Origin of the sequence: Acinetobacter sp. ANC 4805, assembly GCF_022549495.1 — a bacterium.
Taxonomy (GTDB): domain Bacteria; phylum Pseudomonadota; class Gammaproteobacteria; order Pseudomonadales; family Moraxellaceae; genus Acinetobacter.
The window spans coordinates 273475-299524 of sequence record NZ_JAKZGD010000004.1; the positions used below are offsets into that span (position 1 = coordinate 273475).

Genomic DNA, 26050 nt, shown 5'->3' on the forward strand with positions numbered 1-26050 from the left:
TTTTGAAAATTCAGTTTACAGATTGGTGATCAATTCTATTGATTTTATAGCTGCTGTGATTTGTTTGACATAAGTTCAATCTCTCTTCATTTTCGATGAAAACTACTACATTTAGAAACGTGCATATTTTTCAATTATGCTAGAATCAGCATCATTCTTTTGATTAAAATCATCTACCTTCAGGTGGATAGCGTATTATTTTGGGTCAAACTCATATGTCACAAGCCATAAATTTTCAAAGAAGCGCATTAGAGACCCTACGAATCGAGCAACAAGCCTTAGAGGTTCTTGCGACACAAATTAATGAAAGTTTTGATTGTGCCTGTGAAATCCTTTTGCAGTGTAAAGGGCGAGTTGTTGTGACGGGTATGGGCAAATCTGGTCATATTGGTCGGAAGATGGCAGCTACTTTTGCATCAACTGGAACACCATCATTTTTTATGCACCCAGGCGAAGCGGGGCATGGTGATTTGGGTATGTTGGTGCGAGGAGATGTTCTGATTGCCATTTCAAACTCTGGCAAGAGTGATGAAATCATGATGCTTATGCCGTTAATCAAGCATCTAGGTGTGCCATTAATCACCATCAGTCGTGATGATAAGGGACCAATGCCACAGAATGCGGATGTTGCACTGACGTTAGGTGAGGCGGATGAGGCTTGTCCTCTCGGTTTAGCACCAACGTCTAGTACGACTGCAACACTTGTTTTAGGTGATGCATTAGCCGTTGCATTGTTGGAAGCACGTGGTTTTACCGCAGATGATTTTGCTCGTTCGCATCCAGCAGGGGCATTAGGTAAACGGTTACTTTTGCATGTAAAACATTTGATGCATACAGGGACTGAATTACCTAAAGTTAAACCCAATACACCGATGAATAAGGTGTTATATGAAATCTCAGATAAACGTTTGGGTCTTACCACGGTTGTTGATGAGAACGATATTTTATTAGGTATTTTTACCGACGGTGATTTGCGTCGAATGATTGATCAGCAACAAGGTTTTGATGTAAATCTACCTGTTGCTGAAGTCATGACCAAAAATCCACTCACTATTTCTCAAGAAGCCCGTGCGGTGGAAGCATTGGAAAAAATGCATGAGAGAAAAATTAATCAATTTGTAGTTGTTGATCACACCAATAAAGTGATTGGTGTGATTAGTATGCATGACCTTATTCAGGCAGGAGTAAATTAAGCCATGGCATCTTATGCTTTACAAGAACAAGCACGTCATTTACAAGCATTAGTGCTTGATGTGGATGGAATCTTAAGCGATGGCTTTGTAACCTTAACCAATTCAGGTGATGAACTTAAATCATTTGATATTCGTGATGGTTTAGGTATGAAATTGATCCAAAAAGCAGGAATGAAAGTGATTATTATCACTGGACGCAAGAGTAATATTGTTGAAAAAAGAATGACAGATTTAGGTGTTGATCTTATTTTTCAAGGACGAGAAGATAAAGGTGTAGCACTACGTGAAGCATGCGCTCAGTTGAATATCTTACCTGAAGACTGTTTGTATATGGGGGATGACTGGCCTGATTTATCTGCATTTGCGATTGCAGGAATGAGTATTACTGTTCCAAATGGGCATGAAGAAGTTCGTCGTCGTGCAAATTTAGTCACACAAGCGATGGGTGGACGTGGCGCAGTGCGGGAAGTATGCGATATGCTACTATTTTCAAAAGGCATTTACCAAGAGCTACTTGCAAAATACCTAGCTGTACCACATTAATAATAGCGTGAATTACCCAAAGGTCAGGTAACCCTGTTTATGGATACCAAAGTTTTATATGTTGTTGCTGTTTTGATTGCTGCTTTAAGCGGTGGCTATTATTATTACAGTGGCAAAGCAAAAAAGTTGGATGTAGATTCAGCGAAGAATATGACTTATTCAGCACAGGGTGTTCATTTAACACAAACCGATGAGCAGGGTAATTTGTATATTCGGGCTGAAGTAAAACAGTTGCAGCAAAATATGCAACAAAAAACCTCTCAGCTTGATCAATTAAATGCCGTGATGTACAAGCAAGGTAAAGCTGACGCAATGTTTTATGCAAAACAAGCGAAAGGCTATAATGATAATACTAAGATCGTACTGCAAGGTAATGTCGTTGCGACTCGATTGTCTGATCAGGGTAAAATGGAATTTCATACGGATGAATTGACAGGCTACCCAAAAACAAGAGAACTAGAAACACAACATGAGGTGGCTGTGCAAACGCCAAACTCTGAGTTTGTGAGTCAAGGTCTCAAGGCAAATTTGAATAATGGTCAATATGAGTTCTATAAAATTCGAGGAAAGTATGCACCAAGCTCTTAATTCTAAATCTCGTTTCGCTTTCCTAAAACAAGTCACCTGTATTGCTGCTGTTGCTTTGTCTTCTGTTTCAAGTTTTGCTTTGCCATCTGATCGTAATCAGCAGCTTTCTTTGGTTGCTGACCATGCTACTTATAATGATAAAACAGGTGTGACAACTTACACAGGTAATGTTGTGATTGAGCAAGGTACAATGAAGCTACAAGCTGATTCAATTATTGCGACATTAAATGCTAAAAAAGAAATACAAACCATTACTGCCAAAGGGCAATTAGCTAAGTTTCAACAACAAATAGATACCAACAAAGGATTGGCACGAGGTGAGGCTCAGACGATTGTTTATAATGCAGAAACAGGTATTTTGACATTGACTGGTAAAGCATACCTCTACCAAGGTGGTTCTAGTATTCGTGGTAATAGTTTGAAATATAGTATGAATAAGGGTGATGTTGAAGCTCAAGGTTCTTCATCAAATCGAGTTCAAATTATTATTCCACCGTCAAGCTCAAAAAGTTTTCCAGGGGCACGTGATTAATGGATCAATCAGTGCAACAACCACAAACCTTATGTATTAAACATCTAGCTAAAAACTATAGCAAACGTTGGGTCGTTAAAGATGTTTCTTTTACCATGCAAAGCGGTCAAATTGTGGGTTTACTTGGGCCAAATGGTGCTGGAAAAACGACAAGCTTTTACATGGTGGTAGGGCTTGTTCGAATGGATAAGGGTGAAATCCATTTAGATAATTTAGACCTGTCTGATTTAGCGATGCATGAGCGGGCACGTAAAGGTATTGGATATTTACCGCAAGAAGCTTCTATTTTTAGAAAGCTGACAATTTCCGAAAATATCATGGCAATTTTGGAAACACGCAAAGATTTAAACAAACAACAACGCCAGCAACGCTTAACTGAATTATTAAATGATTTTAAAATCAATCATATTAAAGATTCATTGGGGATGAGTGTTTCAGGTGGTGAACGCCGTCGTGCTGAGATTGCTCGTGCGTTGGCTGCTGATCCAAAATTTATGTTATTGGATGAACCTTTTGCGGGCGTTGATCCAATTTCTGTGGGTGATATTAAAGATATTATTCAAACGTTAAAGAGTCGAGGAATTGGTGTTTTAATCACTGACCATAATGTTCGAGAAACCTTAGCCATTTGTGAAAAAGCTTATATTGTAAGTGAAGGTTCTGTGATTGCAGAAGGAACTCCGCAAGAAATTTTAGATAATGAGCAAGTGCGTAAAGTGTATCTAGGTGATGATTTTGTGGTTTAAATTTAAGCAGTTGTTTGTGAGAAAGAGCAGATCCTGCTCTTTTTTTATTTTTAAAACGGTAAAAATAATGAATATATTTCTAGGTTTTTATTCGTTAAAATTATGCTTCTGTTTTTATGTAATTGAATTTAACTGATTTAAAATTATCAGTGGTGATGTTTTTTTGTGACTAGTGAGAGAATATTTTATAAAAATAACTGATTATAGGGGGTGAATTAATGTTTAGAGTATAGTGTTTTTTCTAAAAAAATAAGTAGAATGAATTAGCTTTTTAATCATAACTATATGAAAAGAATATGAGTGCTAAAAACGACAGAAAGGTAAACAATGGATTTCTGGAAATATGCAAAGATTTAAAATTTTTAATGTGTGTTGTGGCTTTTTCTGTACAAACGGTGTATGCAGAAACACCAAGTGAACAGTACCATACTTTAAAAAATAATCTATCTCAGTTATTTGCACCCAAAAGTAGCGAAGACTTTAAAGTTGCGAATATGCAGAAGTTAAGCAATTTCTCAGTGAATCCTTCGACTATTGAACTACCTGTAGTTGGTTCTAGTTATGCGATTGATAATGTTCAAAATGCCTTGTTGCAAACTCAGCTTAAAGTATTAAAAGATGCTGTAAAAATTGCAGTACAACGAAATCCTGAAATTTCTCAGACGCTTGCAACACTAGCAGCACAGAATGCAAATATTGATGTGGCGAAAGCTGGCTATTACCCCCAGATTACTGGGGGAATCAATACTGGAAATTTAACAAAAAAATCAGCGCGTGGACAACAAATACTTGCATTAAATGCTACACAGATGCTTTATGACTTTGGAAAAGTAAAATCAGGTGTGAATACAGAACAAGCAAAGCTTGCATTAGAGCAAGCAAAAGTTCTTATTAAAATTGATGATATTTCATTGGATGTTGCGCAGACTGTTATTAATATTCAACGCTATCAAAAACTTATAAAAATTGCGAACCAACAAATAGTTGGTATTAGACGTATTCAGGAAATGGCAAATTTAAGAGCAAATGCGGGAATTAGTAGTCAGGCAGATCCTGTTCAGGCTCAATCTTATTTACAGTCGGCTCAGTCGGCTTTAATCGCTCAACAATCTTTACTCGCACAATATCAACAACATTTACATACATTACTTGGATTTGATCCAAGTAATGCGCAGTGGACTATTCCAGAGGATTTAGTTCAACAGTCTGATCTGTATTCCGCACCACAATTTAATATTATTCCTCAGATGATTGCTGCTCAAGCAGGAATTGAAGTTGCCCGTTCTCAAAAGTTGCAAACACAATTAACTCGCTACCCTACATTATCTGTAAAAGGCGAATTGAGTCAGGCTTTGCATGGTCGAAATCCGAATAATGATAAAGACGGGGGATTTGATAGCGCTATTATGTTGGAAGCGACCAGCCAGTTTTATCAAGGTGGAGCAACATCTTCACAAATCAAAGCTGCGAGCTTTGCTGAAGAAGCTGCTAAAGCCCAAGTCAATGCAATCTATCTACAAGTGCTTGACCAGATTCGCACGAGTCGAGAACAGATTGAAAATAAGCAGCGACAAATGCAGGTTCTCATGAGTCGGCAAGCGACAACGGTGAGAACAAAAGAACTTTATCAAGAACAATATAAACTAGGTACACGATCGCTTGTTGATTTATTAAATGCTGAACAAGCGATTCATGGTGCAAATTCTGAATTAGAAACTGCACGTTACGATATTTATAGCAGTATTGCTCAGTATATAGCGACTACAGGGCGTTCGCGTCAAGCCTACGACTTAAATAATATTCAAATTCAGGGGTTTGAAGTTCAGCCATGATGACTAAAATAAATTATCAGCCTTGGTTACAAGCGGTATTGACGATTGCAAAGCATTATCGGATAGAACCATCAGAAGAGAGAATTCGTTTACAACTGGATTGGAATCAAAACCAAAATTTAGATGAAATCTTATTATTAATGAGTCGGCAGGTTGGACTTAACTTACGAAAAGTTAAATTTAGCGATGAAGTTGTGAATCCCTGGCGATTGCCTGTCATTGTTGAATTTAATGATGGTCAAGTGGGTGTGATTGATAAAGCGGATACTGATGGTAATGTGAGCATTCAATTAAGTGGTGATCAAGGGTTATCGCAAAGGTTTGTGGTAGATTCACTTAAGCAGATTGTCAAAAATATTTATGTGCTACGCCCAGAAAAATCGGTTCCTGATGCACGTATTGATGAATATATTAAACCTTATGAGGCAAATTGGTTCTGGTCGATTGTCTTGCAAGACTGGAAACGTTATATCGATATTATGTTTGCTTCATTAATGGCAAATATTTTGGCTTTAGCAACCATTATTTTCTCAATGCAAGTCTATGATCGAGTTGTTCCATCGCAATCCATCCCCACACTTTGGGTGCTTGCAGGTGGGGTATTTATTGCTGCAATTTTTGAATTTGTACTTCGTGTTTCCCGTGTTTATTTGTCTGATATTATTGGGAAACGTGCAGATTTACGTGTTTCAGATCGGGTATTTGGTCATGCTTTAAGAATAAAAAATAGTGAGCGCTCTAAGTCTACAGGTACGTTTATTTCACAAATTCGGGAACTTGAAGGTGTTCGTGATCTTGTGACATCTACAACGATGGGTGCAATTGCTGATTTACCATTCTTCTTTTTATTCCTCGTGATCTTTGCAATTATTGGCGGTAATTTATTCTGGGTGATGCTAATTGTTGTCCCATTGATGATATTGCCTGGTATTTTGGTACAAAAAAAATTAGCGCAACTTGCACAAGAAGGGATGCGTGAATCTTCTATCCGAAATGCAATTTTGGTTGAAGCAGTCCAAGGTATTGAAGATATTAAGTTATTGCGTGCAGAATCTCGTTTCCAAAATCAGTGGAATCATATGAATGAAGTTTCTGCTGATATTAGTATGCAGCAACGTAAAATCGTTGGCGTTCTAACCGCATGGACTCAAAAGATTCAGGGTTTGACTTATGCTGCAGTAATTTTGGTGGGATGTTTTGCGGTGATGGATGGTGAAATGACCACAGGTGCGCTTGTCGCTTGTTCAATTTTGTCATCACGCATGTTAGCACCTATTTCTCAAATTACTGGTATTTTAGGACGTTTGCAACAGGCAAAAGTTGCTAAAAAAAGCCTAGATGAACTTATGCAAAAATCTGTTGATCAAGCTGATCAAGCTCATTTAGTTCATAAAGAGGTTCTAAATGGGGATTATGAACTTAAAAATGTGATGTTCCAATATACAGAAGAAGATCCAAGACCAAGCTTAGCAATTCGCCAATTAAAAATTAAGGCGGGTGAAAAAATTGCGATTTTGGGGCGCAATGGGGCGGGGAAATCGACTTTATTGCAAGTTTTGTCAGGAATGCAGTTTCCTACCAATGGTTCAGTTCATTTAGATGGATTGGATATTAGTTTGATTGATCCAGCTGATGTGCGTCGAGATATGGGATTATTGAATCAAAATGCGCATTTATTCTATGGGACAATTCGTGAGAATTTAACATTGGGTGCTCCTCTAGCACGCGATGAAGATATCTTAAGAGTATTAAAAGTTACCGGTGCTTTGAGCTTTGTACAAGAGAAAAAAGAAGGCTTAGACCATTTAGTCCTAGAAGGAGGAGTTGGTTTTTCTGGTGGGCAAAGACAGGCCTTGTTATTAGCACGTTTACTCGTTCGCCAACCGAATATCTTGCTCTTAGATGAACCAACGGCTGCAATTGATGATGTTGCTGAGAAACAACTCATTGATCATTTAAAAGGTTGGTTATCTCATCGAACTTTGGTTGTAGCGACTCATCGCCGTGCTGTTTTGGAGTTGGTAGATCGTATTATTGTCATGAATGATGGCAAAGTGGTCATGGATGGACCTCGTGATCAAGTTTTAAACCAGTCTGTTGTACAACAAAAACAAATCAAGCAAGGGGAAGATTCATGAGCGAACAACAAGTCAATAGCCGTTCAATGAATGTTTCCTATAAAGAACCTAACTTACCACGTTCTAGCTTTGTGATCTGGATTGTTGGTATCGGTTTACTTGTACTTTTAATTTGGGCATGGTTATTCAACTTAGAGGAGGTTTCAACTGGTACAGGCAAGGTTATTCCATCTTCTAAGGAGCAGATTATCCAGTCTCTTGAGGGGGGGATTTTGACGAAATTAGATGTACATGAAGGTGACATTGTACAAAAAGGAGAAATTCTAGCTCAACTTGATCCAACACGTTTCGCATCTAATGTCGGTGAATCTAAATCACTGTTAGTTTCCTCCCAAGCAACAGCTGCTCGTTTACGTGCAGAAGTTAATGGAACACCTTTGGTTTTTCCTGAAGAAGTTTTAAAAGAACCAAAGTTGGTAAGAGAAGAAACAGCACTGTATTATTCACGCCGTGAAAATCTTGAAGAATCATTAGCAGGCTTTCAACAAGCACTGAAATTAGTACAACAAGAGTTGGTCATGACAGAACCGTTGGTTGCTAAGGGTGCGGCAAGTGAAGTTGAAGTTTTGAGGTTGAAACGTGAAGCGAATGATTTACAAAATAAGATGAATGACACTCGTAATCAATATTACGTTAAGGCTAGGGAAGAACTTTCTAAAGCCAGTACAGATACTCAAACACAACAACAAGTGGTTATGGGACGGAGTGATAGTTTACAACGTGCTGTTTTTAAAGCTCCGGTTCGAGGGATTGTAAAAGAGATTGATGTCACAACTTTAGGTGGAGTAATTCCACAAAATGGTAAATTGATGACTATTGTGCCTTTAGAAGATAAATTATTAATTGAGGCGCGTATTTCTCCAAGAGATATTGCATTTATTCGCCCAGGACAAGAAGCATTAGTAAAAATTACAGCTTATGACTATTCAATTTATGGTGGTTTAAAAGGCAAAGTCACTGTTATTTCACCTGATACGATTCGTGATGAAGTGAAGCAGGATCAATTTTATTATCGTGTCTATATTCGTACAGATTCTGATAAGCTCAAAAATAAAGTAGGAAAAACCTTTGGCATTACCCCTGGTATGGTTGCGACGGTTGATATTCGAACTGGTGAAAAAACAGTCATGGATTATTTATTAAAACCATTTAATAAAGCAAAAGAAGCCTTACGCGAACGTTAATTATGATATAGCTTAAACCTCGCTTGATGCGAGGTTTTTTATTTCGGTGTGAAAAGTTATAATTCCTTTTTAAGCTTGTATTTATGTTTATGCCTTTCACCATTGCCAATACAGTAACTTTTGAAGAAGACATTAAAAAAAGTCGCTTCCAAGCGATTGCTGCAATTGTTGAAAATGAGCAGCAAGTTAAAACTTTTTTAGAACAAAACAAAGATATTTCAACGATACATCAATGCTGGGCATGGAAAATTGGACACCATGTTCGGTTTAATGATGATGGTGAACCTTCTGGCACAGCAGGTCGCCCCATTCTAGCGACAATTGAAGGCAATGACTTAACCAATGTCATCGTCTTGGTGAACCGTTGGTACGGCGGTATTAAGCTTGGTACAGGTGGTTTAGTTCGCGCCTATGGTGGATGTGCAGGTCAATGTTTATTATTGGCTGAAAAAATTGAGTTGATTGAGAAAAAACAGATTCAATTTGCCTGTTTATTTAATGAATGGGCAATTATTCAATATGAGTTGATGCAACAACAAATTGAATATCAAGAAAGTTACACTGAAATAGGTGTTCTTATTCAGGCACGAGTACAAGTACATCAAATTGAGCCTTTAAGGCATAAGCTCCAAGATGTCACACGTGGACGTGAATTGCTTAAGGTGATAGATGAACAAGAAGATGACAACTGATCCTTTATTAAAGTATCGAGAACAACATAAGCATCGTTTGAATTATATGCCTTGGTTGTACTGGTCACTTAAAGCGAAGCATCGAGAATGGGCCGAAGCATGGCAAGCTGAATATCAAGCTTATTTGATGGAAATGGAAACAATAAAGATTGGCAAAAATTGTTTTATTTCCCCTTTAGCACATATTTTTGCTGAGCGTGGGCGCAAGATCACGATTGGAGATAATACTTTTATTGCAGCCGATTGTACTTTACATGGCCCTTTAGAGATTGGTAACGAAGTTGCAATTAACCATCATTGTATTTTAGATGGTGGACGGGCAGGGATTAAATTACATGATCAAGTCAGAATTGCAGCTTATAGTCATTTATATGCATTTGATCATGGCATGGGTTTAGACCGACCGCTGTACCAGCAGCCTGTCACGTCCAAAGGGATTGAGATTGGGCGAGATGTTTGGTTAGGTGCTCATGTTGGTATAAAAGATGGTGTGAAAATAGGGCATCATGCTGTTGTTGGAATGAATAGTATGGTCACAAAAGATATTGAAGATTTTGCAATTGTTGCAGGTAATCCAGCTCGATTCATTCGTTATCGCACTGAATAAAATCAATTAAAAGCTCATTAGATTCTATACATAAATTTAACCCACCATGCTTTGATCTGTGATAAGTTAAAAATAAGTAGAAGACCTAAGGTATATACCTAAAGAGAGGCGAAAAATGAACCGTGTAATTGCATGTATCGATTCTTCACCCTGTATTGATGCTGTTGCAGAAGCTGCGGTTTGGGTTGCAAAACAAACCCAAAGAGAATTAGTACTGTTGCAAATCTTGGATTATTATCCTGCAAGCTATCATTTAGGTGAAATTAGTGGTGTGATTGGTTTTGAAAGTAATGCGATGTTACTGAAAGAGCTAGCTGAACTAGAGCAAAAGCAAAGTGAACTCGCGCTTGATTATAGTAATAATTTACTCAAGCATATTTCAGAACTCATAGAGAAACAATACGATTTAACCAGTACCAAGATTCAAGAAAAGGGCGATTTTCTTGAACAAAGTTTTAACATCTTGAAAGAAAATGATGTGGTGATTATTGGTCGTGTTGGCGAGCGAGCAGCAGAAAAGAATAAGCCCATAGGCAGCAATGTTGAAAACTTTATCCGTGGTGCAAACTGTACGGTAATTACAGTAGGTGAGCATTTTGAACCACCAAAACGCTTTATTTTTGCTTATGAATACTCACCAACCTGTCAAAAGATGATGCAACGTATAGCTCAAAGTGACTTATTGAAAAAGTTACAATGTCATTTGCTGTATGTGGGGGATCATCCTGAAATGTTGGCTGAGCCTGAAAAATATTTAAAAAATGCGGGTCTAGATGTTATACCCGTTTATCGTTATGGTGATGTCGCACAAAATATTCTTGAATATCAAAGAGAACATGACATTCAACTGATTGTTTTAGGTGCTTTTAGCCATAGTAAAATTCATCAATTTTTCTTGGGGAGTATCACCACAACGATCTTCCGAAATGCGAATGTACCCTTACTCGTTGCTAAGTGATTCATTTTATTCCATATAGTTATCCGCAATTACTGTGGATAACTATATGGAAAAGCACTGTGGATAAATACAATACATTGATATTAAACAACTAATTTTTTTAGATTGTTTTTTGATCTTTATTTCACAATTGCGATTGCAAAGCCATCATGTCCCTTTGAGCCAACTGTTTGTAATGCAGTGCAAGACAAAAGTTGAGGATGATCTTTTAATGCTGTGAATGCTTCACGAATGCCTTCAATACTAGGCTTCTTATTATTTTCATCTAAGATCGCACCTGCACGAATGACGTTATCAAGCACAATAATCGTCCCTGAATGAGAAAGTTGCAAGCTTAATTCAAAGTATTCACGATAACTTTGCTTATCGGCATCAATAAAAATCAAATCAAAGGGTTCACTGCCTTCAGCAATGAGTTGCTTCATAATATCTGCACCACGACCTTTCTTTAACTCGATATTGGTTGGCATCTTGGCAAAATCAATATTTTCCTGAGCAATAATGACGTGGGTATCTCGACCTTCTACCGTGAGTAGATAGCCATCTTCAGGTAATGCTTTTGCAAGCCAAATGGTACTATAAGCACCAAAAGTTCCTAGTTCCAGTACCCGTTTGCATTGGTTCATCTGAATCAACATTTGCAAAAACATGCCTTGATTAGGCGCAACAGCCAAATGATTAGAAAATCCCTGCGTATCGGTATTGTCTAATGCATGTTGAAGTCTTGGGTCTGTGGGAATTAAATGTGAATTGATATAGTCATCAATGTCGGTCCACATCTGTTGCATAATCAAGTTTACCTACGAATCTGTTAGCTGCATTTTAAACATTTATGCTCAGAGTGCAATTTGATTACTGAATTAATCAGTGTCATTGAAATGAAAAAGAGATCATCTCGATCTCTTTTGGGTTTAAGTCTATTTTAATTAGAAGTTACACATTGAACTATTACGGGTGAGGTCAGGTCCCCAAGTTCGATAACCTTGAGTATCAATATGAATTTGACCAGAACTATATAAACCGATTCCTAGGTCTAAACTTTGCCCATGCTGTATCCAGAATTGGCATAATTTAAATTTAGTTTGTTCAATATAAGCGTAGTCTTGTGGTTGTGGCACTTCAGGGCCAATACGGAAATCGATGGCTGAATTAAATAAATGTTTAGAAGAACCCGCACCACCTGCACATTGGTTTAATGGCAAATCACGATAAACGGAGGTTACTTCGAAATCGGTGAGAACTTTAGCAGCAATCAGATATTTAAAGACACGTAAGGTTGAAAGTGAGTTATTCCATAGCTCACGATTTGGCACCATATATTCCGAACGACCACATTTTTGCCAATCTCGTGCAGTACGTAATAATTCAAAACTTGGAATAATATGTGCGACATTATTACGATTTAAGAACTGCTCGTATTCACGAACACGTGCATAGTTTTCACCTTGGTTGAGCCATTGGCGGTAAGAGGTAGGTTCAACTTTATTGGGAATTGGGCGAGTAAAAGTGATTTGTTCTTCAGGAATATAAATTCTTTTACCCTGATTTTGATTCACTTTAGTGGCTGAACTGACACAACCGACCATCATCACAGGGATGATACAAAATGATAAGAGACCCTGTAATTTATTTCGCATCATAAAAAGGTGGTTCACAATCTATAGGTGATAGATGGATTATTTTAATGCAAAATAACGCACAGATAATGGTGCAATTGCAAAGAAATGTGTGATTCGAGTATAAAAAAAGACCAGTCCGTACTGGTCTTTTTTTATGATTATTTTTCTAAATATTGCAATTTATTTGGTTTGCCGTTCCATTCTTCACGATCAGCAGGCTGTTCACCAATTTGAGTGATGTTATTACCTGCCCATTTTTCAGAAAGTTCAGTATTGAGTTCAATAAAGACTTCTTGACCTTCTGGTAGCTCATCTTCAGAGAAAATAGCATTTGCAGGGCATTCAGGTTCACACAGTGCGCAGTCAATACATTCATCTGGATTGATCACGAGGAAGTTTGGACCTTCATAGAAACAATCTACAGGACAAACTTCAACACAGTCTTGATATTTACATTTAATACAATTTTCGGTGACAACAAAGGTCATGGCGGCAGCTACCTAAAAAATATGGTTTTCATTTTGCATAGTGTATTTTAGGCAAAAAATACCGATAGAAACAATTCCTTTTATTGATATTTATTATTCGTATCAATGAAATGGGCTTATTTATATGACTTTTATTGATAATAAGTCTCAATAACCTACTAAATTCAAGAATCTGCCTCTGAAAAATTGTTTGTCAATTGATGCAACAGAGATATTTAAAGTGGTTATCGATTTAAATCAGCTCTAACTAAATGCTAGAGCTGATGATTTAGTCTTAATTTTCGAGGGTTTGACTGGATTTAAATAAGGCTTTGAGCTGATAAAGCTGTTCAAGTGCCTGACGCGGAGTCAGATCATCTACATCAATTTTATCCAACAACTCAAGAGCAGGGGATTGAGCTTCCACTTCAACAATTTTCTCAACAACTTGAGTTTCAATTTCATGCTCAAGCGAGCTGAATAAATCATTCTGAACTGTATTTTGCAAATGTTGATGCTGTTGTTTTTCCAGAATTTTCAAACGTTTCTGCGCTTCTTTAATTACACTTGCGGGAATACCTGCCAGTTTTGCAACTTGTAAGCCGTGGCTTTGGCTTGCAGGACCGTGTTGTACTTTGTGCAATAAAATTAAATTACCATTCAATTCCTGCGCAGTGACATGATAGTTATCAATGCCAACTTCACCGCCCAATTCAGTCAATTCAAAATAGTGTGTTGCAAAAAGACAGAGGCATTTCACCCGCTTAGTTAAATCGACAACACATGCCCAAGCCAAAGAAAGACCATCATAGGTACTCGTACCACGACCAACTTCATCCATCAGCACTAAAGACTGACTGGTTGCATGATGTAAAATTTGTGAGGTTTCAGTCATTTCCACCATAAAGGTCGATTTGCCTGTCGATAAGTCATCAGCAGAACCAATACGGGTAAAGATACGATCAATCGACCCCAATTTTGCCGATTTTGCAGGGACAAAACTACCACAGTAAGCAAGTAAACTGATTAATGCAGTCTGACGCATAAACGTCGATTTACCACCCATGTTTGGACCAGTGATAATCGCCATACGATGTTGTGGGTCTAAGAAGGTATCATTCGGGGTGAATGGTGCTTTATTTAAAGCTTCTACGACTGGATGACGACCTGCTTGAATTTTGATACTAGTTTCAGCGGTAAATTCAGGTCTTGCCCAATTGTTTAATCTCGCTTGATGGGCAAAATTGGCAAGTACATCAATATGGGCAATCGCAGCGCTCATCATCTGTAAATGCGCAATGTTTTGACGAAGCTGATCTAGCAATGATTCAAACAACAGTTTTTCACGGGTAAGCGCACGTGATTCACTCGAAAGTACTTTATCTTCAAAGCTTTTGAGTTCGGGTGTGATATAGCGTTCAGCATTTTTGAGCGTTTGACGACGTATATAATCGGCTGGTGCTTGCTCTGCTTGCGAACGTGTTAACTCAATATAATAACCACTGACACGGTTATAACCAATTTTAAGGGTATTGATGCCAGTACGTTGACGCTCTTTAATTTCGAGATCAATCAGGAATTGCCCTGCATGATCACGAATTTTACGTAGTTCATCGAGTTCATCATCATAACCTTCTGCGATGACATTACCATCACGTAACAGCACAGGTGGACTTTCAACAATTGCATCCATTAGGTGTTGATGAAGGCTTTTGAAATCACCTAATTCATTGTCTAGTCGGTTTAATAACTTAGATTGTTGTGTTTTTAGCACAGGGGCTAGTGCATGACGTAAAAATGGAATTTGTGCACATGCTTGACGAAGTTGAACTAAATCACGCGGACGGGCACTCCCTAAAGCAACACGACTCAATACACGTTCAATATCACCAATTTCTTTGAGCACTAAACGTACAGGAGATTCATGATAGCCTTGTAATAACTGCTCTGAAGCATCCAAACGAGCATCCAAAATCGCAGTGTCACGAATTGGCTGCATGAGTGTCCGACTTAGTAAACGTCCACCCATTGCCGTTTGACAATCATTAATCAGTTGGAATAAGGATGTACCATGATCAAATAACGGTTCAATAATTTCTAAATTACGGCGAGTAATGGGGTCGAGTGCAATAAAATCGGTACTTTGCTCAATCTGAATTGAACGAATATGCGGTAAAGCCGTCTTTTGTGTTTCTTTGGCATAATGAATCAAAGCTGCTGCTGCCGCTTTTGCCAAAGGCAGTGGATCTAAACCAAAACCTGATAAAGTTGAAACCGCAAACTGATCACACAAAGTTTTTTGTGCATTATTTAAATTAAAATCAACATTTGGACGTTTGGTAATCGGGCAGTCTAGATTCTTTTTAATCTGTTCAATAATATTTTTATCAATCAGATCTTCATCAATCAAAATCTCACTTGGCATCAAACGAGCCAGTTCAATCGCCAATTGTTCAGGTTTATAGTCTTGTTGTTGAACTTTAAAAATACCAGCACTTAAATCAAGTAATGCGAAGCCAATTTGGTTCTGTTGAATACATAACGCAACCAAATTTGAAGATTGATAACTGGTGAGTAGTGCATCATCTGTTAATGTCCCTGGCGTTAAGATGCGAACGACTTTACGGTCGACAGGCCCTTTTCCTGTTACTTCTCCGACTTGTTCGCAAATAGCAACAGTACGACCAGACTTAACCAAACGAGCAAGGTAGCCTTCTGCTGCATGATAGGGCACGCCCGCCATTGGAATTGGTTGTCCATTGGCTTTTCCGCGATGGGTGAGGGTAATTCCTAAAAGTTTGGCAGCTTGATGGGCATCTTCAAAGAAAAGTTCATAAAAATCGCCCATACGGTAGAACAGCAAAGCATGTTGATACTCTGTTTTGACTTTGAGATATTGCTGCATCATTGGGGTGTGGTTTGAAAGGTCTGCTATGCTATTATTATCATTCATTGTTGTTAAGTCCTTTATTTTCAATGTATTTAATAGTATCTAACATAAACAGAATATCCGAAGGTGTAGGAGAAAATCTAAGCAAATACAGCCTAAGCCAAAACATTAGTGTAGGTTTTAGTGTAGGTTGTTTTAGTTTAAACTAGCCATCATTCCTTATCAATAATTGGAAAATGGACAGCTTGAAAGGATAACAAATAATTCAGTCTTTCTGTGAGGATTAAAGTGGTTCGTTCAATAGAGCAACAAACAACAATTAAAAAAGCACTTTCAGCTAAGGCGATAGAGAAGATGAAGGTGGGTGATCCTGATAAATCTGATATTGGGGAATATGTGGGGCTGCGGGTGCATTGCGGCAAAACGGGAATGAAGACCTTTTTCTACCGTTATCGTAGTCCTGTGGATGACTCGATCAAACAATATAAGATCGGAAATTTCCCTCAAGTTACATTGGCGGAAGCAAGGATAGAACTCATTCGTTTAAAGGCTGAACGAAATCAGGGAATTTGCCCAAAACAAAAAAAAGAGCAAGAAAAGCTTCAACAACAGATTGAGCAAGAGCTTGCACAAAAAGATATGTCTCAACTCACTGTGCACCAAATGATAGAGATGTATTTGACCGAGGTGATTGAAGATCACTGGGTTGCTGACTCTCGAACAGGAGAAAGGAAGAAAGTCTTGGGGGTAAGAAAGCCCAAAGGTCAATCTGAAACACGACGAACCCTGTATGGTGATGCGGTACGGGTTTTGGGAAATCGTGTTGCCGTAGAAGTGACCCGAAAAGATGTTGTAGTTTTAACCAAGGAAATTATTGATCGTGGTTCTAATGTACAGGCTGGACGGGTATTGTCTGAATTGACGTTAGCATATGAATACGCTATTGGGCTAGAGCGATTTCCTGCCAATTTTGCCAATCCTGCCTTATTAGCCAAAATGAGTATCAAACAGTCAAGGTTGAAAGTAACCTGTAAAAAGGGCACACGAGTTTTAAATGATCAAGAGTTAAAACGTGTATTGGCTTGGTTGCCAACATCAGGATTTACAACACATCAAAAACACATTCTTTATTTAACGCTATGGACGGGTTGCCGTACTGGAGAATTGTGTGATGCACAATGGAGTGATTTTGATTTAGATCATGGAACATGGCATCTGAAAGCTTCAAAAAATAGTACTGAGCGTTATGTTCAGTTATCAACGCAATGCATTAAATTTTTACAGAAATTATATAAACCTGATCAGAAATATTTATTCGCCTCGAGTCGAACGGGGCTTCCTATTCAGCAAAAGTCTTTGAGTGAAATGAAATGGCAACTGAAGAATCCAGAGAAGGTCCAAACGAAATATCGTGCTGAACAACTTTGGTTAGAGAGCATGGATGATTGGAATCCCCATGATTTACGGCGGACGGTGAGAACGGGTTTATCCAGATTAGGCTGTCCTACAGATATTGCAGAAGCAGTTTTAGGGCATAGCAAGAAAGGGATTGAAGGGACATATAACCTGCATAATTATGAAGCAGAATGTGCGGAGTGGTTACAGAAATGGGCGAATTACTTGGATAGTGTAATAAAAAATAGTCTCTAAATTTGGAATTAATTATTTTTGAGATCTGGTTGTTTCAACTGGATCTTTTTATTTATATATCAAATGTAATTCTGTGTTTTAAATTTTCAGGACATAAAAATGTTTGCAGTTCCGTCGGTTAATTTTATCAATTTAGATAATATAGTTGATCAAAATAACAATTATGTTAATTTTTATGCAAACTATACTTTGAACTTAGATTATATTTTTACCCTATAAATATTCCTAGTCAGCAATTTACAAATATATCGAGTAATATGGGAGTTAGATATGGAATTCAATTTTTTATGACAAACTCTCAAATTATTCAATGGTTTTTTGTTGATTTAAGTGAAAGAAATTCTAAATTAGATAAGTTGAATCTATTTTTTAATACGTAAAATTGATTTAGCTATACATTAGTTCTAATTTAATGTATTTTTTAATTGATTTTATATACAAACTTGATGCTTATTGGTTGTTTTTATTTTTTGTATCTTGCTGTTAATTGGGGTATTATTGTGAAAATATCATTGGATTTTTTGGTTGATGAAATTGGTATTCTTACGCATGAGCTACAGCACAACATTCATTTCTATGACACGAAAAGTACAGGAATTACTCCGTTTATTCATTTTGAAGACTTCTCAAGAGTGGCGCAAATTGAAAAATTTGTAGTCTATATTTCAAAGTATAAAAGCAATTTATTTAGAGCCATTCCTCAGTTAGATGGATCAACAATATTTACGATCACAACGCTTTCAAATCTAATTAACCCTTATCATTTTTTATACTATACCGATTTAAGTGCTGAAAGCTTGCTCAAAGTTAGCAATAGATTTAGCCTTAATGTACGTATTTTTATAGATGTTCTACTCAACCAAAATCGGCAATTAGATTGTAGGACAATACCTGAGGTTATCTACGACAATCAGATACCTAGTGATGGATGTATACCATTCTTGGATACTGAGTTGACTCATTTGCAAAAAAGAAATTTAAATTTTTTTGTTGATAGGCTGAGAGATAGGCTTGCTGTTAAGAATGATGATGAAGCCATAAAGAAAGTTTTAAAAAAAACTAATGCAAAATTTCGAGATTATAGTAATTATATTGATGAATTGTTTGAGCAGTACGGAGATCTAACTTTCGTCTGCTTAGAGCTTGGTTTAGTAAGTGGTTTGCAAGTAAATTTTAAAAATAATAAGGTATTGAACTTGGTTGAGCTTAAAACCAAGTTATTGAATAATGCGAGAAATGTTGATCCATTGAGTCGAGCAATAGGCTTTGTTGGTAAGTGGGAGTGGTCTACTGTAAAGGGTGGTTTATATTTCAGAATAGTATTTATTTTCCCTACAAATGATCTTGGTGATATGAATGCTCTTCAACTTGCTTTAAATTTTTATTGGTGTGAAGAAATCACGCATGGGCAAGGTTTATGTCATCACGCTCCATTGGCTGCTGCTCCTGCAAAATTCAAGAAAAGTTTTTGTCATATTAAGGCAAGTAATCAGAAAGAACGAGAACGTTTCAAAGAAAGAACGATTGGTTATCTTACAAAGTCAGAAAAATACTATTATCCACCTGAGCTAAAACATACTTTGAATGATTTGTTAACTGAGAAAACATCCGATAGGGAACTTAGTCTAACGTTCAGATCGAAATCTAAAAAATAAATTAACTTTAGCTTATCCTGATTTCCCATTTTTATGAGGTTGAGGTGAAGTTCGTATTCCAAAGTCATTGTTGGATGGATGATCAACCTTAGTTGGTTTTTAAAGTTATTATAAGTAAATATTAATACTAACTATCAATAGCTTATAGGTTTAGGTGGTTCTTTATTCATATATATGAGTAAGAATTTAAAAATTACAGATCAGTCAGTGATATGAATCCAATCAGATGAGTATCCTACATGATTACAGTAACTTGGAATGAAGCAAGCCTGACACATGCAATTGATCAGTTTGTTAAACAGGTTTGTTTTTATCCAATCTCTCAACAAGAGTTCTTATTGAGTTTGAATGCGCTTTATCATGCCTTTAAGCCAATCTATCAACCGCATTTGATCTATGCCAAAACAATCGAATGTTTTATTCAGTGCATGCAATGGATTGAGTACTTCGTTGGTGCATCCAAGCCATTTAGCTTGGAGCAGTTGGATGAACAGCAAATCTCAATTCTTCAAATGTGTTTACTTCAGTATCAACCATGCCACTTTCATGAACAGCAGTATCAAGCTCAATTAGAAGTTGCTAATAGAGCATCCTTATCGCAGTACTTACAACAACTATTAAATCATTATTCTCAACTGCTATTTGTTCGAGTGGATTTGTCCTATGCAATGGAATACAGGCATTTGATTAACATTGAACAGGTCAAATCTGATCTTAGTGTTTTACTCAATCGAATTGCGAATAAAGATACGTGCTTCTATGGCTTACAGGGATATGCATGGGCACTAGAGCAGGGTGCTGATAAAGGCTATCACTGCCATTTATTACTGATCTATGATCCATCTAAGCGTCAGAGTGACTGGTATCTTGCTGATCAAGTTGGACAATTATGGAAAGAGATCACTCAGCAACAGGGGATTTTCTATAGCTGTAATACGCCAGAAATCAAAGCGCATTATGAAAAATTGGGTCGTTTGGGTGTTGGACTAATTCATCGGAACAATGTAGATGAGGTATCCAATGCCATGAATGCAGCAATGTATCTGGTTAATCCTGAAAAGTCTGAACAATGGCTTTTAGCTAAAGTGGCAGGCATGCGTACTTTTGGTATGGGGCAATTTGATGTTGCTTGGCGTCGAGGTGTAGCAAATACCATGCAACAGCTTCAAGGTTATCTCCCTTAAAGATTTACAGCACTCCTAGTGATATGAACAAATAACCTAGGATGTGTTTTCTCATGACGACCTACAACGAAGCTCAAACCTTTTGTGAAATTGAAAAATTTATCAAGGATGTGGTGGATGACCAAATCAGTTGTGAACAATTCAAGCAACAAATTGTTCCTTTAATTATCAAGTCTAGACGCTTTTTTATTGCTGGTTATGACTATGTTGATTCCATCATTATTTTTAAGCTGATTGAACGAGCCTTGTTTCAAGCAAATAAATATAGATTGTATGAAAATATTTATGATCTGCCCGATCATGTGATTGAGTTGATGATTGCAGATATCCAGTCGCAATTTGAACGAATACAAGACGGTCATCAATACGACCAAAAACAGAATAAAGCTGAAACGAAAAAGGTCGAACGTTTCTTATTGAATACCATGCAATACACAGATTGCTTAATGATCTTTCCAATGCGATTTGGTATCAGGGAAGGTGTATCGTCATTAGGATTTAACGGTTTTGAGTGTTATGTCAATGCCATATTAAGAGAGGTCAGGGCAAGGGAGACCAATGTATTCCGTTGCATCCATTCAGTGATTTGGAAGATAAAACATCATCCTGAACAGGGCTACTACCTCCAGATCTACTTTATTTATGCTGGACAAGCACAGGATACGACTTTATCTGACCATGCCAATAAACTGATAGCAAAGTGTGAAGAACTCAGTAATGGTTTTGGTGAAGTCTACATTGAAGAGCAAGCTAAAAAAGGATGGTCAGTGAATTGCCAAGATGACAGGCAGATTCAACGGATCCTGCAATTGCTGAAGAGTGATTTCAATGCGAATAGTAAAAATCATTATTTAAGGGTGATGCCAACTCACGGCAAAACTTTTAATTGTGAACGCATTCCTCTAAAGCTGAAGTAGCTTTATTCAGTAAAATCAATCGAGTTGTTATCGAATAATGGTCTAAGAATGAATCCGCTTAGACCATTATTAATTTCAGTGGAAAAATACGCCACTTGATCTAGGAGTTGAATACCTAAAAATTATAGGTATAGGTCAAACCACTATTGGTGGTGACCGTCACTTCACGAACATATTCAGCCGAACAACCAAGATAGACCTTTGCCACAGAGCCATAGCGCATATTTTGGTAATCGTATGTACCTTTGCTTCTACAATTCCCACGATTGATTAAAACCCCTGTGATGGTGGTTGGCGCATCGTTCAATGACATGATGTTTAATAAATCGGTATAGCCTGTCATGGAGTATTGTGATTCTTCACGACGAACACGGACCTCAAACTGTTCCTGCACCGTGGGTTCAGTCACTTCCTCAGCATTATATGATTCATCTTCCAAAAAGGATTTACCAACGGCTGGAAAATCATCTTCGGATTGTTGAGGCGTTTCAGTTGTATCAGCAGTGCTATGCTCACTGGTTTGAGTTTGGACATCTTTGGGTTTTGGTGCATCGTTACCTGAATTACACGCAGTTAAAGTCAGTAGCAGCACACAGGATAAAACAATAGATGGAATAAAATTCATTACATATGCCTATATTTAATCGAATATTCTGATTTACAGGGTTGGGCGAAAGTCCAACCCTGTGTATTTAATTGTTTGGTCAATCAATTTTTTACTTTTTATAAAAGTGGGAATTACTCATCGATCTTTTTAAATACCTTTTCGATCGGGGTATAGTTTTCCAAGCTAAAATCAAAAGGAATTGGCTTTTTCAGCGGCACATCAAATTTCTTTAATGGCGCATTTTCTATGCCGTTGAAATGTTTACGTTGAAAGGACATGGTACTTGGTTCAAGGATTGCGATCGGCTCATTTAGTGAATCAACTTGAATATTCTTGGCTTTATAAATGACTAAGCTATCTAATTCCAATTGATGATTATTGAAGTTGAAAATGTAACCGACATACTTTTGTCCACCAGCCGTAATGATATTTTGTGCTAACTCTGGCGTGGATGGGGCTGTGAAATTCACAATAAGGTCAGATGAGAAATTCATATTCTCAAAATGTAGTTGTTTCGAATCAGCATCATAATAAACAAAATTATCAATCGGACCCTTTGGTCGATCATTCGGTGTATAGCTGCTTGGCATAAACAGACTTTGTGCAGACGTAGCATTTAAACTGAGTTCTAAAAGTTTCAAGTCATAATTTAGATGGGCATTTTTAGTATCCAATTCTTTTTGAAGTGTTTGAATACGTTGCTGATATTGCTCTGTACTTTCAAATTGATCTTTTTGTGGTGGAGTCACCTGCATTGTTGATCTTATATAATTGATGGCTGTATCATGCGCTGCACGCAAAGAATAGTCATCACCTAAAGCAAAGGTGAATGCTGGAAATTGTTGACCTGTATTTCCGATCACTAAAACTTGATTGTTCTTTAAAGCCAGCACATTTCTTAAATCATTGAGAACGGACTGGAAATGCACACAGTTTGCACAATACTCTGCAACATCGTCATTTTCAGCAAACATCTGCAATCCAGAGATGGTTTTATACGGTGGATAAAAGGAAAAATATCCTTCATCTTTGATCAATTCCTGAAAGCTTTCACCTGTTTTGGTGAGCGGAGGTGTAATTTTATTGCGAGCGATAATCAAAGGGGAAGAAACAGCCTGTGCAGGGGCAGCATCATTCAATGACATGTTTTCAATCTTTTGAGTAAGTTCTTTATTCTCTACATCATCTTGTTGTGGTTTAGAGCAGCCGACCAATGCAAGGCTGGTGAGCAGCACAATTGAAATGTATTTCATCCTATTATTTCCCCATCCAATATTTTTTAAGTTTTTAAAATGAATTATGAAATTGACTGTAATTTCAAATACATTTTGTTTGGCTGTCACAGACTCTAGCGATGCTGTTACTGAGCACAATAAGAACAATCCGAATAAGCCGTGTAGTACGCTTCATGATTTTTATCCAGCACAAAACACCACTGACAAAAATGGATGCAGCAGTTAACTGATGTCTTGAATCAATCAGGACACAGCGAAAGCGTGTGATAAATGAATTGGAATAAAATGCCTGAGAGGCGGAGAAAGTGCAGGGGAATAAAGCACAGTAAAATGTGTCATGGTTGACTCCTTGGAATTACAAGAAGTTCTGCTACATCACTGCTAAATAATGGTGGCAGAACGAAAGGGGGTTAGCAGACTGGGATCCAAGGAACCAGCACGCACGAGGCGTCCCCCTCTCGCCCTACCATAGAAAAAAAGGGGGACACGAGGGTTCCCACAACATACAAAATTACTTTCATATATCGTGCTGGATCTGCGGTCTGCTAAAACCGACTGACAATGTAGGTCAGCCCTTGCATCATAATCGTTGCGAAAAAACAGGTCAATTGATCTATTTAACCTTCATTCAAAAATTGCCTAAAACTGATGATAAAAAACGCATTCTAAAAAAATACAAATACATAGCATCTAATTGAGAACGGTGTTTCTCCATTTGAGACCGCACCAATACATGCTTCAGCTACATCGCAATCATTTTGCCTGCTTCCCTCAGCAGGCTTTGTTTATTCATTTACAGGAAATATCACAATGAGTTTGCCATGTCCTTATTGCCAGTCCCGAGAGACGGTACAACTGCAATCCCCACAACATTTACCCAGTACTTCAACTCACAGCCCAATTTCCAATAGTGTGATGTCACCGATGGCACTTGCCACCTTGGGTGTCAGTGTTTCTAAAAGCCTGAATATTCCTCCGATTGCAGGCGCGATCGTTGGGGTGTTGATCGGTGGTATCTGGATGTTGATCACTGAAGATGAACCGCAACAACCGCTTCACCCAACTTATCGCAGACAGTATTACTGCAATCACTGTGACCGCAGCTTTAGCCCGAATTTACACAATTAAGCATTCAGCAAAATTCAAATCCAACGCTTTACCCATTTTAAAATTAATACAGGAATTATTCTTATGGCACATTTAGTTGAAACAATGGCATTCACAGGACAAACCCCTTGGCACGGTTTAGGCAACCAACTCATCCCAAACCAACCTATCGAGGTCTGGGCACAACAGGCAGGCATGGATTGGCGGATTGAATCCTCGGATGTCAGTTACATGGCACAGAACCATCGGGGGCAGAGCATTATTATGCCCTTTGAGGAACAACGAGTGCTTTACCGTTCAGATACGCATGCACCTTTATCCGTGGTCAGCCAACGCTTTCAAGAAGTCCAACCGATGGAAATCCTACACTTCTACAAAGACCTGACGGAGCAATCAGGCTTTGAATTGGAAACCGCAGGCGTACTCAAAGGTGGTAAGAAATTCTGGGCACTGGCTAAGACTGGACAGACTTCAGCACTCAAGGGTAAGGATGTGAGTAATGGCTATATTCTACTAGCGACGGCTTGTGATGGCACACTTGCCACCACTGCTCAATTCACTTCTATTCGGGTGGTGTGTAACAACACCTTAGCGATTGCTCTTAAAGGACAAAACACCAGTGCAGGTGTGGTCAAAGTTCCACATAGCACCAAGTTCGATGCGGAGAAAGTCAAACAGCAACTCGGTATTTCAGTCCGTGCATGGGATGAACACATGTATGAAATGAAACAACTGAGTCAACGTAAAGTGACACAGCAAGAAGCCGCAGCCTACTTTGATGCGGTATTTAACAACACTAACTTGAGTACAGCGGAACAGGATGAAAGCATTATTCAGTTCTACCGAAATGCCGCCATGCCAAATCAAAGTAATCCGTCCAAAGCGGACAATAAAACTGAACCGAATGGACGTGCGATGTCGAAAGTCATGACTATGTTTAACGGGCATGGACGTGGGGCAGAACTGAGTTCAGCTAAAGACACGGCTTATGGTTTACTGTGCGCAATAACTGAATTTACTGACCATGAACGTCGGGCGATGAGTACCGATCACCGACTCGATTCAGCTTGGTTTGGTGCAGGTGCAGTGATCAAGCAACGAGGCTTGGAACAGGCACTTCGAATGATTGCCTAAATTCAGTTTCAATTAAGCCGCTTCTTTTAGCCTAAGCATACGGTAACACCGTACAAGCACAGTGACACTTTTCGCCACATCTCCCCTGATGTGGTTTTTTTATGCCATAAATATGTATTAAGCTCTTCATAGTTATAGAAAAATATAGATTTGTGATTGAAATCGGATCAATTTTCTATAATGATAACTGTTATTCACTTGGTCATTTATTCTAGGGAGTAGATCATGATTGATGTGCAATATTCTAAAAATGTCTCAATTCAACAGTTAGCCGATGATGCATTCGTATTAAGGATCAATGATGCAAAAGTCTATCAATACTTGCTTATCCAGTGTGGCAAGACCTTTGGTTGGGAACGCTCCATCCAAAAGTCACAAAGCTTTTTAAATGGAGATATTGAATATCAGATCAATGTATCCGATTTGGCTTTAGAGCACTTTGGCAAAGACTTTTTTATGTTAGAACCCGAGTTGCTCAATAACATCGCCAAAAGTTAGATGTTCAACCGAGAGAGGATGTATTTAGGATAAATACATCCTCAAAATCAAGATTCACTTTTTTGCCACATTTC

At 38.0% G+C, this 26050-nt stretch carries 24 protein-coding genes; 18 read left to right on the top strand and 6 right to left on the bottom strand.

Going from position 1 to position 26050, the window contains the following annotated elements; genetic code table 11:
* The first annotated feature begins 215 nt into the window (after positions 1-215).
* From MMP60_RS07570 to MMP60_RS07620, 11 genes are all read left to right on the top strand, one after another.
* Positions 216-1193 (top strand): KpsF/GutQ family sugar-phosphate isomerase, encoded by a 978-nt coding sequence (locus MMP60_RS07570; protein WP_241335692.1) that lies wholly within the window; start codon positions 216-218, stop codon positions 1191-1193.
* A 3-nt stretch (positions 1194-1196) separates the two neighbouring features.
* Positions 1197-1736 (top strand): HAD-IIIA family hydrolase, encoded by a 540-nt coding sequence (locus MMP60_RS07575; protein WP_241335693.1) that lies wholly within the window; start codon positions 1197-1199, stop codon positions 1734-1736.
* Positions 1737-1775: 39 nt separating this feature from the next.
* Positions 1776-2324 carry an LPS export ABC transporter periplasmic protein LptC gene (gene lptC / locus MMP60_RS07580; RefSeq protein ID WP_241335694.1) on the top strand — a complete coding sequence of 183 codons (549 nt, stop codon included), beginning with the start codon at positions 1776-1778 and terminating at the stop codon, positions 2322-2324.
* A complete protein-coding gene (gene lptA, locus MMP60_RS07585; protein WP_241335695.1) occupies positions 2308-2856 on the top strand; it encodes a lipopolysaccharide transport periplasmic protein LptA in 549 nt (182 codons plus the stop codon). Before lptC ends, lptA begins: the two co-directional genes overlap by 17 nt.
* Entirely contained in the window at positions 2856-3602 is a 747-nt protein-coding gene (gene lptB, locus MMP60_RS07590) for an LPS export ABC transporter ATP-binding protein (protein ID WP_241335696.1), read from the top strand. The genes lptA and lptB overlap by 1 nt, the downstream gene beginning before the upstream one ends.
* Positions 3603-3898: 296 nt before the next feature.
* Positions 3899-5434: a TolC family protein gene (locus MMP60_RS07595; protein ID WP_241335697.1), complete on the top strand. Its 1536-nt coding sequence runs from the start codon at positions 3899-3901 to the stop codon at positions 5432-5434.
* A complete protein-coding gene (locus tag MMP60_RS07600) occupies positions 5431-7572 on the top strand; it encodes a type I secretion system permease/ATPase (protein WP_241335698.1) in 2142 nt (713 codons plus the stop codon). Before MMP60_RS07595 ends, MMP60_RS07600 begins: the two co-directional genes overlap by 4 nt.
* Positions 7569-8756, top strand: coding sequence for an HlyD family type I secretion periplasmic adaptor subunit (locus MMP60_RS07605; protein WP_241335699.1), 1188 nt, complete (start codon positions 7569-7571; stop codon positions 8754-8756). Before MMP60_RS07600 ends, MMP60_RS07605 begins: the two co-directional genes overlap by 4 nt.
* Positions 8757-8845: 89 nt before the next feature.
* On the top strand, positions 8846-9448 hold the full coding sequence (locus MMP60_RS07610) for a YigZ family protein (RefSeq protein WP_241335746.1): 603 nt from the start codon (positions 8846-8848) through the stop codon (positions 9446-9448).
* Positions 9438-10055 (top strand): acyltransferase, encoded by a 618-nt coding sequence (locus MMP60_RS07615; protein ID WP_241335747.1) that lies wholly within the window; start codon positions 9438-9440, stop codon positions 10053-10055. Before MMP60_RS07610 ends, MMP60_RS07615 begins: the two co-directional genes overlap by 11 nt.
* 115 nt (positions 10056-10170) lie before the next feature.
* A complete protein-coding gene (locus tag MMP60_RS07620; RefSeq protein ID WP_018677295.1) occupies positions 10171-11013 on the top strand; it encodes a universal stress protein in 843 nt (280 codons plus the stop codon).
* 119 nt (positions 11014-11132) lie between these two features.
* On the opposite strand, the gene MMP60_RS07625 is transcribed toward MMP60_RS07620, so the two are convergent.
* The 4 genes from MMP60_RS07625 to mutS all read right to left on the bottom strand — a co-directional run bounded on the left by MMP60_RS07625 (position 11133) and on the right by mutS (position 16052).
* Positions 11133-11801 (bottom strand): O-methyltransferase, encoded by a 669-nt coding sequence (locus MMP60_RS07625; protein ID WP_018677296.1) that lies wholly within the window; start codon positions 11799-11801, stop codon positions 11133-11135.
* 138 nt (positions 11802-11939) lie between these two features.
* The gene (locus MMP60_RS07630) at positions 11940-12653 is read right to left on the bottom strand and encodes a D-Ala-D-Ala carboxypeptidase family metallohydrolase (RefSeq protein WP_018677297.1); all 714 of its coding nucleotides are present in this window, start codon (positions 12651-12653) and stop codon (positions 11940-11942) included.
* A gap of 137 nt (positions 12654-12790) precedes the next feature.
* Positions 12791-13120, bottom strand: a complete 330-nt coding sequence (gene fdxA, locus MMP60_RS07635) for a ferredoxin FdxA (RefSeq protein ID WP_018677298.1) — start codon at positions 13118-13120, stop codon at positions 12791-12793.
* Between the two features lie 274 nt (positions 13121-13394).
* Positions 13395-16052, bottom strand: coding sequence for a DNA mismatch repair protein MutS (mutS, locus tag MMP60_RS07640; protein ID WP_241335700.1), 2658 nt, complete (start codon positions 16050-16052; stop codon positions 13395-13397).
* 225 nt (positions 16053-16277) lie between these two features.
* Between mutS and MMP60_RS07645 the strand changes: the two genes are divergently transcribed.
* The 4 genes from MMP60_RS07645 to MMP60_RS07660 all read left to right on the top strand — a co-directional run bounded on the left by MMP60_RS07645 (position 16278) and on the right by MMP60_RS07660 (position 21395).
* On the top strand, positions 16278-17639 hold the full coding sequence (locus tag MMP60_RS07645; protein ID WP_241335701.1) for a site-specific integrase: 1362 nt from the start codon (positions 16278-16280) through the stop codon (positions 17637-17639).
* Positions 17640-18139: 500 nt separating this feature from the next.
* Complete coding sequence (locus tag MMP60_RS07650; RefSeq protein ID WP_241335702.1) at positions 18140-19294, top strand: hypothetical protein; 1155 nt, start codon at positions 18140-18142, stop codon at positions 19292-19294.
* 239 nt (positions 19295-19533) lie between these two features.
* The gene (locus MMP60_RS07655; RefSeq protein WP_241335703.1) at positions 19534-20478 is read left to right on the top strand and encodes an inovirus-type Gp2 protein; all 945 of its coding nucleotides are present in this window, start codon (positions 19534-19536) and stop codon (positions 20476-20478) included.
* A gap of 53 nt (positions 20479-20531) precedes the next feature.
* Complete coding sequence (locus MMP60_RS07660) at positions 20532-21395, top strand: hypothetical protein (RefSeq protein WP_241335704.1); 864 nt, start codon at positions 20532-20534, stop codon at positions 21393-21395.
* Positions 21396-21510: 115 nt separating this feature from the next.
* On the opposite strand, the gene MMP60_RS07665 is transcribed toward MMP60_RS07660, so the two are convergent.
* Together MMP60_RS07665 and MMP60_RS07670 are read right to left on the bottom strand one after the other, a co-directional pair.
* Positions 21511-22020, bottom strand: a complete 510-nt coding sequence (locus MMP60_RS07665) for a hypothetical protein (RefSeq protein WP_241335705.1) — start codon at positions 22018-22020, stop codon at positions 21511-21513.
* Between the two features lie 113 nt (positions 22021-22133).
* Positions 22134-23255 carry a hypothetical protein gene (locus tag MMP60_RS07670; protein WP_241335706.1) on the bottom strand — a complete coding sequence of 374 codons (1122 nt, stop codon included), beginning with the start codon at positions 23253-23255 and terminating at the stop codon, positions 22134-22136.
* Between the two features lie 792 nt (positions 23256-24047).
* Between MMP60_RS07670 and MMP60_RS07675 the strand changes: the two genes are divergently transcribed.
* The 3 genes from MMP60_RS07675 to MMP60_RS07685 all read left to right on the top strand — a co-directional run bounded on the left by MMP60_RS07675 (position 24048) and on the right by MMP60_RS07685 (position 25976).
* Positions 24048-24365 (top strand): hypothetical protein, encoded by a 318-nt coding sequence (locus MMP60_RS07675; protein WP_241335707.1) that lies wholly within the window; start codon positions 24048-24050, stop codon positions 24363-24365.
* Between the two features lie 63 nt (positions 24366-24428).
* Entirely contained in the window at positions 24429-25478 is a 1050-nt protein-coding gene (locus MMP60_RS07680) for a DUF932 domain-containing protein (protein WP_241335708.1), read from the top strand.
* Positions 25479-25703: 225 nt separating this feature from the next.
* Positions 25704-25976, top strand: coding sequence for a hypothetical protein (locus tag MMP60_RS07685; RefSeq protein WP_241335709.1), 273 nt, complete (start codon positions 25704-25706; stop codon positions 25974-25976).
* Positions 25977-26050 lie beyond the last annotated feature (74 nt).

Bases quoted from the DNA above. Each gene is read 5' to 3' on its own strand.
- MMP60_RS07615 (WP_241335747.1), top strand. From the start codon at position 9,438: ATGACAACTGATCCTTTATTAAAGTATCGAGAACAACATAAGCATCGT.
- MMP60_RS07620 (WP_018677295.1), top strand. From the start codon at position 10,171: ATGAACCGTGTAATTGCATGTATCGATTCTTCACCCTGTATTGATGCT.
- MMP60_RS07610 (WP_241335746.1), top strand. From the start codon at position 8,846: ATGCCTTTCACCATTGCCAATACAGTAACTTTTGAAGAAGACATTAAA.
- MMP60_RS07675 (WP_241335707.1), top strand. From the start codon at position 24,048: ATGAGTTTGCCATGTCCTTATTGCCAGTCCCGAGAGACGGTACAACTG.
- MMP60_RS07665 (WP_241335705.1), bottom strand. From the start codon at position 22,020: ATGAATTTTATTCCATCTATTGTTTTATCCTGTGTGCTGCTACTGACT.
- MMP60_RS07600 (WP_241335698.1), top strand. From the start codon at position 5,431: ATGATGACTAAAATAAATTATCAGCCTTGGTTACAAGCGGTATTGACG.
- MMP60_RS07630 (WP_018677297.1), bottom strand. From the start codon at position 12,653: ATGATGCGAAATAAATTACAGGGTCTCTTATCATTTTGTATCATCCCT.
- MMP60_RS07685 (WP_241335709.1), top strand. From the start codon at position 25,704: ATGATTGATGTGCAATATTCTAAAAATGTCTCAATTCAACAGTTAGCC.
- MMP60_RS07605 (WP_241335699.1), top strand. From the start codon at position 7,569: ATGAGCGAACAACAAGTCAATAGCCGTTCAATGAATGTTTCCTATAAA.
- MMP60_RS07595 (WP_241335697.1), top strand. From the start codon at position 3,899: ATGAGTGCTAAAAACGACAGAAAGGTAAACAATGGATTTCTGGAAATA.
- lptC (WP_241335694.1), top strand. From the start codon at position 1,776: ATGGATACCAAAGTTTTATATGTTGTTGCTGTTTTGATTGCTGCTTTA.
- mutS (WP_241335700.1), bottom strand. From the start codon at position 16,052: ATGAATGATAATAATAGCATAGCAGACCTTTCAAACCACACCCCAATG.
- fdxA (WP_018677298.1), bottom strand. From the start codon at position 13,120: ATGACCTTTGTTGTCACCGAAAATTGTATTAAATGTAAATATCAAGAC.
- MMP60_RS07670 (WP_241335706.1), bottom strand. From the start codon at position 23,255: ATGAAATACATTTCAATTGTGCTGCTCACCAGCCTTGCATTGGTCGGC.
- MMP60_RS07660 (WP_241335704.1), top strand. From the start codon at position 20,532: ATGACGACCTACAACGAAGCTCAAACCTTTTGTGAAATTGAAAAATTT.
- MMP60_RS07575 (WP_241335693.1), top strand. From the start codon at position 1,197: ATGGCATCTTATGCTTTACAAGAACAAGCACGTCATTTACAAGCATTA.
- lptB (WP_241335696.1), top strand. From the start codon at position 2,856: ATGGATCAATCAGTGCAACAACCACAAACCTTATGTATTAAACATCTA.
- MMP60_RS07680 (WP_241335708.1), top strand. From the start codon at position 24,429: ATGGCACATTTAGTTGAAACAATGGCATTCACAGGACAAACCCCTTGG.
- MMP60_RS07570 (WP_241335692.1), top strand. From the start codon at position 216: ATGTCACAAGCCATAAATTTTCAAAGAAGCGCATTAGAGACCCTACGA.
- lptA (WP_241335695.1), top strand. From the start codon at position 2,308: ATGCACCAAGCTCTTAATTCTAAATCTCGTTTCGCTTTCCTAAAACAA.
- MMP60_RS07655 (WP_241335703.1), top strand. From the start codon at position 19,534: ATGATTACAGTAACTTGGAATGAAGCAAGCCTGACACATGCAATTGAT.
- MMP60_RS07625 (WP_018677296.1), bottom strand. From the start codon at position 11,801: ATGCAACAGATGTGGACCGACATTGATGACTATATCAATTCACATTTA.